An 11127-nucleotide genomic window follows, 5' to 3' on the forward strand; every position below is an offset into this window, starting at 1 on the left:
GTTGATGAGAGCTTTGTTGTAGGTGGGCCAGTTGGTAATTTTGAACTTTTGCTTTGCCACGGAACGGTCTTCGTTATCGGGAGGATGCGTGATCTGATCCTTCAACTCAGCAAAAGTTCGATTTATTCAACAAAGCCCAAAACCCTGAGTGAAACCACGCCAGCTGATGCTGAACCCCAATTTACGAAAATTATCATTGGTCAGGATCCTGAGCAAAAGATGGCAGGAAGATTTTTTTATGGCTGTGTCGAAGTGACGCAGTTCTGAAAGATTTACAGATTTACCCAAGTTATTAAATACCGATATGAATAAGAAATGCGTTTTTAAATCAAGGGAAAGGGAATGAACAAGATTTTCAGGATTACATGGATTATTGGTGTTGTACTTTTGGCACTGGCAGGTTTCTTTGCTTATAAAACGCATTCGTTTGAAAGCACAGCTTTACATGCTGTGGGAAAAATAACCGATCTTCGTTATAGCAAAAGTAATGATTCTTCTGCTGTGTGGTATCCGGAAGTGACGTTTATTGACGATAATGATGAGATGGTTTCGTTTGAATCTTCTGTGGGCAGCTCATCTTATCGCAATAGCCTGGGTGATATCGTTGAGGTGCTTTACCAACGCGGTGATGCGAAAAATGCGCAAATTGATGATGCGGCCGGGCTCTACCTCGGGCCAATTATCTGCGCTATTTTTGGCTTTGCCCTGTTGTTCTTTGGCACCTTGCTGTCGTACCTGTTCAACAAAGGCAGTAAGTACAGCAAGCTGATGCAAAGCGGTAAGCCGCTTACCGCAAAAATTCTTGGTGTGGAGTTGAATGAGTCTCTCAATATTAACGGCCGTTCGCCGTGGCGTATTGTTTGTCAGTGGTTAGATCCACAGACTAATCAAGTTCATGTTTTTAACAGCGGTAACTTCTTTTATGACCCGGCTCCGTTTATTTCCGACGAGAATATCACGGTGTATGTGGCGCATGATAATTATAAGAAATATTACGTCGATACCTCTAAGTTCCCCTGGAAAGCGTAATAACGTTCAGACCAAACTATTCCCCCTTCTGTGCGAAGCAAAAAATGCCCTGAGGCAATGAATTTATGGATGATTTAACCCTGCGCTATTTTGACGCTGAAATGCGTTATTTACGTGATTCTGCCAAAGAGTTTTCCCGTGCGCATCCGGATCGGGCTGCAATGCTCGATCTGGATAAAGCGGGAACGCCCGATCCTTACGTGGAACGCCTGTTTGAAGGTTTTGCCTTTTCAATCGGCCGCCTGCGGGAAAAAATCGATGACGATTTGCCCGAACTGACGGAAGGGTTGGTGAGCCAGCTGTGGCCGCATTATCTGAAGACTATCCCGTCCCTGTCGGTTGTTTCTCTTGAGCCTGATATCGCTGGCATGAAAATGGGGGAAGTGGTGCGGGCCGGGCTGGAAATCTACTCCCGTCCAGTCGGGCCGAAGCAGACCGTTTGCCAGTACCGCACGACGCGCGATATGCCGTTGAACCCGTTAAAACTGACGTGTGTTGCTATGGAAACCGAGCCTGATGGCCGCTCGATGCTGCGTTTGCGCATCGCCTGTAACCCGCAAACTGACTGGAAGCAGTGCGATCTTAGCCAACTGGCGTTTTATCTTTCGGGCGAAGTGCCTGTCAGTAATGCGCTTCACCTGGCGATGACTCGTCGTCAGGCCGGGCTTTATGTCCGCTTACCGGGGCAGACCGAGCGTATTGCGATTGATGGCTGGTTTTCACCGGGCGGTTTCCGCGAAGAAGACCGACTCTGGCCAAAAGGCGAGAGCGCGTTTAGCGGCTATCAGCTTCTGCTGGAATATTTCACCTTCCGCGATAAGTTCCGCTTCGTTCATTTACACGGTCTGGAGGAGATCACCTTCCCAGCGGGCATTGCTTACTTTGATGTCGAAGTGGTGCTGAGCACCCAATGGAACAGCGAGCTGCCGGTGATGGACGATGCGCTCAGCTTACACTGCGTGCCGGTGATAAACCTCTTTACGATTCAGGCCGATCCGCTGCGCATTAACGGCCTCGAAAGTGAGTATTTGCTTCGGCCGCGCCGCCTTCAGGACGGGCATACCGAAATCTATTCTGTGGATTCCGTTCTGGGTTCTAAGCGCACCAGCGACGCGCAATATGTTCCTTTCGCCAGCTTCCGCCATCGTGGCGGTATGATGCGCCGCGAAGCACCTTCGCGTTATTACCACACTCGCGTACGTCGTGGGCCAGGCGGGCTGCATGACACCTGGTTGATTCTGGGCGGTGATATGTGGGAAGCCGATCGCATGGTCACCGGGGAAACGCTGTCGCTGAAAGTGACGGGCACTAACGGTCAGTTGCCACGTAAAGCGTTGATGAGCTCGTTGCTCGATCGCTGCGAGCAGGTCACGCAAACCAGCCTCAGAGTGCGCAACCTGTGCAAGCCAACGTTACCGGCTTACCCTCCCGCGGAAGATAATTTCCACTGGCGAGTGCTGAGCCATTTAGGATCCAGCTTCCTTAACATCATGAGCAGCGCTGAAGTGCTACGCAGCACGCTAGAACTCTATAACTGGCAGCATGATGAGATGAACCTGCGTCGTCTGGACGCCATTCTCAACGTGCAGCACCACCTGATTCAGCGCTTCGAGAAAGGCCATTTGCTCAGGGGCGTGGATATTGAAATCACGCTCGACAGCAATGGCTTTAGCGGTGAAGGCGATATTTACCTGTTTGGTGAAATGCTCAACCGTTTCCTCGCCCTGTACAGCGATATTCACCTGTTCAATCAGCTCACCCTTATCGTTCAGCCGGAAAATAAATGCATCCGATGGAAAGAGAATCACAATCAGCGACTGCCCGGCTAACGGCGCAGCTTCAGGACGATATCAGCCGGACGAACTTCTACCGTTTTTGCCAGCTGCTTGAGCAAAGCCAGCCTGATGCGCCCGCGATAGGCAGCACCTGGCAGCTCAGCAACGATCCGGTGCGTTTTCGTCCTCATCCGGGAATGGGTTTTCCTGCAGGCGAGTTTAAGCGTCTGGATATCCCGGATGAACCTGATAAACCCGTTAGCGCCTTAGTCACTTTTATGGGGCTGTATGGCGTGGAGTCTCCGCTGCCAACAGCCTGCATCGACGACATTACCCAGCGGCGAGAAGGCTATGAAGTTGCCAGTGACTTTCTGGACATCTTTAACCATCGCCTGATCACCCAGTTTTATCGAATCTGGCGTAAATACTCCTGGCCGGCTTCTTTCCAGCCGGGAGGAAAAGACAAAACCTCGCAATATTTGCTGAGTCTGGCGGGGCTGGGGCTGAAGGGATGCGCCGAGAACATCGCTACGCCCATATCCCGGTTCCTGGCGCTGCCAGGCTTGATGCGGCTGCCCACTCGCACCAGTGAGGGGATTGCCGCCATCGTGCGGCTTCTTGCGCCGAATACACGTGCGGAAATTGTGCCTCACGATCCAGCGCGTATTGCGGTGAGACAAACGCTTCGGATGAGCGCTTCTGCGCCAGTTTCACTGGCCAATCGTCCGGTGATGGGCAGCCATGCGATTGATGTTAATCATCAGGCGCATCTCAGGCTGACCACCGACAATCCGGATGAAGCCAAATCCTGGCTGCCTGGCGCGGCATTGCATCGCGATTTTCTGGCGCTGTTACAGGTTTACCTGGGCGCAAGACTGGATTTGCGCATTACGTTAACCCTCGCAAGAGCGTTGCTTCCGGATGCCTCGCTCTCCTGTCAATCAGGGGGCAGTGGCATTCAGTTGGGCAGAACGGCAGTGATGCGCAGGCAGTCCGAAACTCGCCCGGAGGCCGGGCTCGACACCATTACAATTAATTTGGGGCGTTATCAGCGTTTGCTGGAACAACCTCATCGAAGGGATGCTGATGATGAAGGCAATTACCGTGAATAAAAGATTATCTGCTCTGGCGATGCTGTGCCTGCTGCTGACGGGGTGTGGGTTAACTCAGGCCGTGAGTGATGGCACCGTCTCGATGACGAAGTCTATTTTCTACAAGAAAATTAAAACGCTGCATCTGGATATTCGTGCTCGAGAAGGCGTGAATAACAATGCTCAGGGAAATGCCCTGGCGACTGTGGTGCGGATCTACCAGCTTAAAGATCGTAAGGCGTTTGACAGCACGGACTACCCTTCCTTGTTCGCCGCTGACAGTGAAGCAATCAAAGCCGATTTGGTGGCTGAGAAAGACATCCGCGTTCGGCCGGGTGAAGCTGTTAGCGTAGATATGCCAATGGAAGCCGGTGCGCAGTTTGTGGCGGTTGCAGCCATGTTCTTGACACCTGACCAGACGAACAATACCTGGCGCATTGTGTTAAGCCGCGAAGAGTTAGATCCGGATGATCCACGCCGTATCGAACTGAATCATCAGCAACTCATTTTAATCCCTGTAAAGGATGACTGATGCCTGACAGCCATTTAGCCCCCTCTCTCTACGAAATCCTCTACGGCAATTTCACCGGTGGGCTCGACCTGAATCAGGTCAATGAGCAAAACCAGGTGATTTTGTCGGTGCTGGATAACATGCAGCGCATTCTGAACTGTCGCGCGGGCACGCTGGCGCATCTGCCGGATTACGGTTTGCCGGACATGACCAAAATTCTGCAAGGGATGCCGGGCACCGCACATCAACTGATGAATACGCTGTCCGTCGTGTTACTCAAGTATGAGCCGCGTCTGAAAAGTATCTCGGTGGTGCTGTTGGACCAGGAAATCCCCGGTGAGCTGTGTTATGCCATTGATGCTGAATTAAAAGGGATTGGCCTGGTGCGCTATGGCACAGATTTTATGCCAGAAGGACGCGTGCTTATCCGTCACCTGAAACAGCAAAACTACCTCGATAAGCAGACGTCGATATGACGTTTGCTGCGTGGAACGGTAAGTGATTTTTAGCGAAAAGGAATTGCGTTGTGATCGGTAAATTTGTTCAGTGGGTCAGCCTTTGTACCTGCATTTTGTTTTTGTCTGGGTGTGGCTATAACGATATTCAGTCCAGCGATGAGGATGTCTCCGCCAAATGGGCGGAGGTGATGAACCAGTATCAGCGCCGCGCTGATTTGATCCCGAACCTGGTCTCAACGGTGAAAGGGTATGCTGCGCATGAAGAGAGCGTCTTCAAAGAGATTGCTGACGCCCGAGCCAGAATAGGCAGCGTGTCGCAGAGCCAGAGCGCGCCGGATAACGCCCAAAGCATGCAGGCGTATCAGCAGTCTCAGCAGGAAATGAGTTCTGCGCTATCTCGCCTGTTGGTGATCAGCGAACGCTACCCGGAACTCAAAGCGGATGCCATGTTCACCAACCTGATGGTGCAGCTCGAAGGAACGGAAAATCGCATCGCCGTGGCGCGTCACCGTTATGTTGAGGCGGTGCAAACCTACAACCTGCAAATCCGCCAGTTTCCTGGTGTGATCCTCGCTCGCATTCTGGGCTACGAAAGAAAACAGAACTTCCAGCCGGACGACATCAGGAAAGTCAGTACTGCGCCTGAGATTGATTTTTCAAAACCAGCTCAGGGGTGACGGCGATGCGGTTGATTCTGATAGCGCTCACGCTGCTGGTTTCGCTGGCAGCGCGTGCACAAACTGTTGCGGTGCCTGCGTTGCAGGAAAGGGTTACCGACACCACTCACACGCTCTCGACGCAGGCTACCTCATCGATTTCCCAAACGCTGGCTCAGTTCGAAAAAGACACCGGGCATCAGCCTGCGGTTTTGCTGGTTGAGACCACCGGGGACGAAACCATCGAACAGTATTCGACTCGCGTTTTTGACAGCTGGAAGCTGGGGGATAAAAAGCGGGATGACGGCTTGCTGCTCGTGCTGGCGAAAGCCGATCGCACGCTGCGAATTGAAGTGGGCTACGGCCTCGAAGGCGTGGTGACAGATTTGCAGGCGAGCCAGGTCATCAACCGTTCTATCGTGCCTTATCTGAAGCACGGAGATTTTGAAGGCGGCATCCAGGCCGGTGTGAATAAGCTCATTCAGATCTCCACCAACCCAACGTCTGATGCCGAAACTCAGCCCGCTTCGTACGATGACTCTATGGAGCCTTCAGGCGTTGGCATTTTTGTCTGGCTGTTTGGCATGCCGTTCCTGCCCTTGCTGATATTCCGCAAGTTTGGTGCGCTGAAACGTTGTTTTTTCAGCAGCCTGGTTATGGCGGCACTTACGCTGATGAGTGGCGCTGCCATTGGCACGGTTATTTTCGTTTTCTCCACAAGCATGATGGTTTATCTCGTCATCATCGGTTTTCTGGGTGGAGCCGGGTCCGGTGGCGGAGGAGGGCCTTTCCGTGGCGGTGGCGGCGGGTTTGGCCGTTCCGGTGGAGGCTTCGGTGGGAGTGGTGGTTTCAGTGGTGGTGGTGGCAGCAGCGGCGGTGGCGGAGCGTCCGGACGCTGGTAAGCATTCTACTGAACACATCCGGACAGGTCGTAAGGACGCACAACGCAGGTAACTATGACAGCAAAAGCACAATTTCTAAAAAAGCTTCAGGAGCAAAAATCCCGAACAGGAGCAGAGGGCAGCCAGGCTGATATCACCGAGTTCCGTCAGCGAATCGGCGAGCTTCAGGAAAATATGGAAGCCTGGCTGGCGGGTACCGGGATTGGCATTGAAAGCACAGCGGTGTCATTAATTGAATATTTGATTGGCGGGAAAGTATTCAATGTCTCTGGCATCCTGCTTCGTTATGAAAATAAAACGGTGGCGTTTACGCCGGTGTTTTTATACGGACAGGGCGTGACGGGCTGCATGGAAGTCACCTTCTGTGAAGGCGGCAAAAACACCCCAGCCTGTCGATTGTTCATGCGTTCAAGTGAGAGTGCTCGCTGGACGTGGAGCCCGACAGGCCCGGGCTGGACGCCACGTTGTGAATTTAACGAGGACGTATTTTTTGACATGATGAGCCGCTTGCTCGCATAGCAGACGGGTTTGCGTCGAAACATAAAGTTTGCTGCCTATGGTTTTTTTCTTCTTTTATCTTGGCCTGCTGCTGTGGTTATTCACCCTGCTGGCCTGGGTTCTGTTTCAGCCTTATATAGCCGGGGTGCTCGCTATTTTATCGGCTGGGGCCTTTATTCTTCATGGTACAAAAAGGATACCGTCACTGATGTTTGGAAAAAATATGACGAAGAAAGAGAATATCACGCTTAATTCTGCGACCAGCGTCGACCCAACTCAGGGCACCGTGATTGCTCAGGGTGTGATTTTCGAAGGCAATATCACCACCACCGGACAGGTGTTTATTTACGGTCAGGTGAAGGGCAACATTCATGCGAAAGACGGGCAGATCACCGTCATGCGGGATGGCCTGGTCACCGGGAATGTGGCCTCACCGGTGCTGGTGGTGGACGGCACCATCGATGGCGAATGCTGTGCAGAAAGCGTTGAGATTTGCGAACACGGGCGAATAGAAGGCAAGTTGCATTATGTCACCTTGTCGGTCGCGCAGGGTGGCGTGCTGGTAGGGCAAATGGCGCATTGTGCGGATATGCAGGCCAGTAATGTGATTGATTTTTCTCATGATCATGAAGAAAACCAAACCATAGCGTCGGCCTGACGCTCATCCAGCCCAACTCTCTCCTTTTCGACTCCCAGGATATGACCATGCATGATGTACAACCTCGCCCCGTGAAAACAGGCAGTGACCCTCGTTCGTTAGCCGATTTTATTGCCTTGCGTGAAGAGATGAGCAAGTTGACTCATCCGGCTCGCCCGGATGTGAGCTGGAAGCACGTCGAAACGCTCTCTCTTTCGCTGTTTGAGCTGAACGGCGTCGAGCTTCAGACCGGGGCGTGGTATACCCTCGCGCGCAGCCATCTGGCTCGCGTGCAGGGAATGAATGAAGGGCTGACCATTCTGAATGCGTTGCTGAGCCATCAGTGGGCGCAGCTTTGGCCGCAAACCGTGCATGCCCGGGCAGAAATTCTGAATGGTCTGTTCCAGCGGTTGCAGAAAATATTCCGGACTTTCTCTCTCAGTCACAGTGATTTGCCTTCGCTGGACCAGGCCGAAAAACTGTTGATTTCACTGGATGAGATCCTGACCCGTCAGGCGTTAAAGCATGCCTGTCCGACGACAGGGTTGGTGCAGCAGGTGCGCAGCGCCCTGACCCGGCTGGAAAACAGTTCACCGCAGGAGGGGAGCGTACCTGCAGTCACGCTTCCGCCGCAGGCACTGGCTTCTGTACCCGCCGATGACTCAGTGCCGCTGGTTAGCCGCCTGGTGTACGTCATTCGCCCGGAACCGGAAGTGAGTGTTGAAGTGGTGCATGAAACGCTGCCACCGCCAAAGCGCTGGCCAGTATTTCTGGCAGGCGTTTGCTCTGCGCTGGTGGTCGGCGCGATTGCGCTGTGGGGCTGGCAATATGTGCATCGTGTCGATACGGCCTCACAGGCTTTGACCGCCTCAGTCGCGCCATTGCCGCAAGCGCTGACAGGCGAGCAGGTACAAACGCTGCGTCAGGCAAAGGAAAGCCGTGTCGACCAGTCAAAATGGCTGGAGAGTGCCACGCAACAGTTGAAATCCTTATCCGCGCTTTCACCCGACTGGGCCTTTCAGTATGGCAATGCCTTGCTGAAGCAGGCCAACACGCTGTGGCCAGAAAGCCCTGAGGTGGCGGAAATGCAGAAGCAATGGCAGCAGAGACAAGCAGTGAATGCGTTACCAGAGGCAACCTTAAATGGCTGGAACAATGGCATGCAGCAGTTGCAAACGCTGGTGGATAAACTCAATGCGCTGGACGGGCAAAAAGGGAAATACATTACCGTCAGCGAGCTGAAATCCAGCGTTTACGAGATGATGAACAGCTTCCGCCAGACGGTCCCTCTTGAGGAACAGCTCCGCGTGCTCCAGAGCCAGCCCAGCGATACGGCCGTTGCAACACAGCAGCAAGTACAACAGCATTTAAAAGGATTGATTCAGGCCTGGTCGAATCAAACGCAGCCGTCAGATAGGTAATCTATCTCTTTTAAAGTTTCGTGAATGGTCCCGCCAGGGGCCATTTTTTTTGGTAGTAATCACCCGCAACGCGATAAAGCGGATGACTACTCAACCACCACTTTCACCTTCGGTTTAGACAGCAGGATTTTAACCAGCTCAGGTAGCGGAACAGGTTTGAAAAAATAGTATCCCTGAAGAAAAGTAATGTTATTTCGATTGAGATAGTCGAGTTGCTCTTTTGTTTCCACACCTTCGGCGACAATGCTGATTGAAAGTTTACGTGCGAGATCCAGAACGGAATCGAGAATTCGGGTGGAGTCCTCGTGAGCATTGACCCGTGCGACAAAACTTTGGTCAATTTTGATGTAGTCGATATGCAAATCCTGCAAATAGGACAGCCCGGAATAACCGGTGCCAAAGTCATCCAGGGCGATGGTAAAGCCATTGTTATGCAAAACATTCAGGGTATTGACGAGATGCTCATCGACATCCAAAGGTTCGCGTTCCGTCACTTCGATAACCAGGTTTAAATCTTGTCGGCTAAAACTTCGCTTATAGCTGAGGCACTCCTCCACGAAGGTAGGGGAGGTGATATGCGACGCGCTGAAGTTAATGCCCACATGAAAACCTTCCGGCAACTTACTGGCAATGGAATTCATGTTTTTGACCACCTGAGCCATCAGGTTTTGCGTCAGGGGCACGATCATTCCCGTTTTCTCTGCCACCGGAATAAAAACCGCAGGAGAAATATACCCCCCGTCCGCAACCTTCCATCTCGCCAGCACTTCAACCCCGCGCAGTGTCCCTTCCTTGCCGTTTACGACGGGCTGATAAAAAGGGACGATCTCATTTCTGGCAATGGCTCTTCGCAGCGCTTCATCCGGTAACGTATTTTTGTTCAGATACTTATAAAGGATGCAGCCCGCAACGCAGGATGTCAGCAGTAAAAAAAGCACTATGCCGCCGCCTTTATTGATGAGTCTCGGCAGGCTAATCATCGGCGGGATGTTGTATTCAATACTGTAGGGATAGTTTGTCGCCACTGCGCGACCAGAAAATTGCTGTGTATTGCCTAACGCAGAAACCCCGCCAGACACCCCTATCACGTTATTTCCCACTTTTAAGACATACGAGATATCTTTGAGCGGAATATTTAAGGCATCACGGATATGCCGGTCGCTTATGGAAACCACAATGCGGCTGTCGGCAAAATTGGTTTGATAGATAAGAACGGGAAGGCCGTTTACCGTGCTGTCAGCCGGGACGAGTAATAAGGGAGCATTCGATAAAGCTGTGACGTTGACCAGCAGCACGCGGTTGCCAGGCAGAGAAGAGCACTGAACCGTATCCTGTTTAAGGATCATGATCGTTCTCAGATGGGGCTGCAAAGCAGCCTCGGTGCCGAGCCGATACTGTTCTTCCAGACCGCAGCCTCGTTGCGCGATGTCCATTGCCGAGAGCGTGGCGCGGTGGGCCTCATCCAGAATGACATTCATATTCTTTATGGCATAGCGAGCACCCGCAAGGCTGTCTGCGCGCGCAGAATACCAGAGCTGCGTATTCAGAATAAAAACGCCCAACATAAACATGGCTACGGCTACGAGGACGGGCATAAGTGCATTACGCATTTACAGATCCTGAGGATGAAACGCCGGTAACAAGGGTCGGTTTGAGAATTACAAAAAGCATGGTCGACAAAATACAAAATAACCATGGCTCTGGTAGCAATTCTTCCAGATTGGCTTTGGCGGGGGCTTAGAATCATCGAACCGCTTCGATGAAGAGTCCGGAACTCCAGAAAGCAAAAAACCAGCCATTAGGCTGGTTCTTCTGAATAGTGGTGCCGGACTCGGACTAACGCCGCAGGCGTTAGAACAACGCGCTTGTCGCGTTGGCCCCGAAGGGGTGAGCCGCTTGCGGCGAATCATCGAACCACTTCGATGAAGAGTCCGGAAATACAAAAGCAAAAAACCAGCCGTTAAGCTGGTTTCTTTAAATAGTGGTGCCCGGACTCGGACTAACGCCGCAGGGCTTTGTTGAATAAATCAGATTTCGGGTAAGTCTCCCCGAAGCAGGTTGTGTTTTCAGGCAATACGCACGCTTTCTGGCATACCTGCTTTCGTCATTTTGTTCAGCGCTCGCACCATGGCCATTGCCTCCGCAACCT

The 11127-nt window shown here is 52.3% G+C and carries 12 protein-coding genes and 1 pseudogene; 10 read left to right on the forward strand and 3 right to left on the reverse strand.

The genetic code is table 11. The features are described from left to right. A pseudogene (locus ACRCWW_RS01130) lies at positions 1–105 on the reverse strand (IS5/IS1182 family transposase); the annotation flags it as partial. Positions 106–342: 237 nt separating this feature from the next. On the opposite strand from ACRCWW_RS01130, the gene ACRCWW_RS01135 reads away from it, so the two are divergent. The 10 genes from ACRCWW_RS01135 to ACRCWW_RS01180 all read left to right on the forward strand — a co-directional run bounded on the left by ACRCWW_RS01135 (position 343) and on the right by ACRCWW_RS01180 (position 8978). After that, positions 343–1029: a DUF3592 domain-containing protein gene (locus ACRCWW_RS01135; RefSeq protein WP_438680747.1), complete on the forward strand. Its 687-nt coding sequence runs from the start codon at positions 343–345 to the stop codon at positions 1027–1029. A gap of 65 nt (positions 1030–1094) precedes the next feature. Continuing rightward, positions 1095–2858 (forward strand): type VI secretion system baseplate subunit TssF, encoded by a 1764-nt coding sequence (tssF, locus tag ACRCWW_RS01140; RefSeq protein ID WP_438680748.1) that lies wholly within the window; start codon positions 1095–1097, stop codon positions 2856–2858. Further along, positions 2813–3916: a type VI secretion system baseplate subunit TssG gene (gene tssG, locus ACRCWW_RS01145; RefSeq protein ID WP_438680749.1), complete on the forward strand. Its 1104-nt coding sequence runs from the start codon at positions 2813–2815 to the stop codon at positions 3914–3916. The genes tssF and tssG overlap by 46 nt, the downstream gene beginning before the upstream one ends. Then, positions 3891–4427 (forward strand): type VI secretion system lipoprotein TssJ, encoded by a 537-nt coding sequence (gene tssJ, locus ACRCWW_RS01150; protein WP_438680750.1) that lies wholly within the window; start codon positions 3891–3893, stop codon positions 4425–4427. The genes tssG and tssJ overlap by 26 nt, the downstream gene beginning before the upstream one ends. Further along, positions 4427–4882, forward strand: a complete 456-nt coding sequence (tssE, locus tag ACRCWW_RS01155) for a type VI secretion system baseplate subunit TssE (protein WP_438680751.1) — start codon at positions 4427–4429, stop codon at positions 4880–4882. The genes tssJ and tssE overlap by 1 nt, the downstream gene beginning before the upstream one ends. A 53-nt stretch (positions 4883–4935) precedes the next feature. Next, positions 4936–5541, forward strand: coding sequence for a LemA family protein (locus tag ACRCWW_RS01160; RefSeq protein ID WP_438680757.1), 606 nt, complete (start codon positions 4936–4938; stop codon positions 5539–5541). A 5-nt stretch (positions 5542–5546) separates the two neighbouring features. Next, positions 5547–6422, forward strand: coding sequence for a TPM domain-containing protein (locus tag ACRCWW_RS01165; protein ID WP_438680752.1), 876 nt, complete (start codon positions 5547–5549; stop codon positions 6420–6422). 54 nt (positions 6423–6476) lie between these two features. Continuing rightward, the gene (locus tag ACRCWW_RS01170; RefSeq protein ID WP_438680753.1) at positions 6477–6941 is read left to right on the forward strand and encodes a hypothetical protein; all 465 of its coding nucleotides are present in this window, start codon (positions 6477–6479) and stop codon (positions 6939–6941) included. A 187-nt stretch (positions 6942–7128) separates the two neighbouring features. Continuing rightward, complete coding sequence (locus ACRCWW_RS01175; RefSeq protein WP_438680754.1) at positions 7129–7578, forward strand: bactofilin family protein; 450 nt, start codon at positions 7129–7131, stop codon at positions 7576–7578. A 47-nt stretch (positions 7579–7625) separates the two neighbouring features. Beyond that, on the forward strand, positions 7626–8978 hold the full coding sequence (locus ACRCWW_RS01180; RefSeq protein ID WP_438680755.1) for a VasL domain-containing protein: 1353 nt from the start codon (positions 7626–7628) through the stop codon (positions 8976–8978). A gap of 86 nt (positions 8979–9064) precedes the next feature. On the opposite strand, the gene ACRCWW_RS01185 is transcribed toward ACRCWW_RS01180, so the two are convergent. Beyond that, the gene (locus ACRCWW_RS01185; protein WP_438680756.1) at positions 9065–10588 is read right to left on the reverse strand and encodes an EAL domain-containing protein; all 1524 of its coding nucleotides are present in this window, start codon (positions 10586–10588) and stop codon (positions 9065–9067) included. 456 nt (positions 10589–11044) lie between these two features. Further along, a partial coding sequence (locus tag ACRCWW_RS01190) for a hypothetical protein (protein WP_259293634.1) occupies positions 11045–11127 on the reverse strand: 83 nt, incomplete at its 5' end.

Origin of the sequence: Scandinavium sp. (genome assembly GCF_051650185.1) — a bacterium.
Taxonomy (GTDB): Bacteria; Pseudomonadota; Gammaproteobacteria; order Enterobacterales; family Enterobacteriaceae; genus Scandinavium.

Coding starts and splice junctions, on each gene's coding strand:
- ACRCWW_RS01135 (WP_438680747.1), top strand. CDS start 343: ATGAACAAGATTTTCAGGATTACATGGATTATTGGTGTTGTACTTTTG.
- tssF (WP_438680748.1), top strand. CDS start 1,095: ATGGATGATTTAACCCTGCGCTATTTTGACGCTGAAATGCGTTATTTA.
- tssG (WP_438680749.1), top strand. CDS start 2,813: ATGCATCCGATGGAAAGAGAATCACAATCAGCGACTGCCCGGCTAACG.
- tssJ (WP_438680750.1), top strand. CDS start 3,891: ATGATGAAGGCAATTACCGTGAATAAAAGATTATCTGCTCTGGCGATG.
- tssE (WP_438680751.1), top strand. CDS start 4,427: ATGCCTGACAGCCATTTAGCCCCCTCTCTCTACGAAATCCTCTACGGC.
- ACRCWW_RS01165 (WP_438680752.1), top strand. CDS start 5,547: ATGCGGTTGATTCTGATAGCGCTCACGCTGCTGGTTTCGCTGGCAGCG.
- ACRCWW_RS01170 (WP_438680753.1), top strand. CDS start 6,477: ATGACAGCAAAAGCACAATTTCTAAAAAAGCTTCAGGAGCAAAAATCC.
- ACRCWW_RS01175 (WP_438680754.1), top strand. CDS start 7,129: ATGTTTGGAAAAAATATGACGAAGAAAGAGAATATCACGCTTAATTCT.
- ACRCWW_RS01180 (WP_438680755.1), top strand. CDS start 7,626: ATGCATGATGTACAACCTCGCCCCGTGAAAACAGGCAGTGACCCTCGT.
- ACRCWW_RS01185 (WP_438680756.1), bottom strand. CDS start 10,588: ATGCGTAATGCACTTATGCCCGTCCTCGTAGCCGTAGCCATGTTTATG.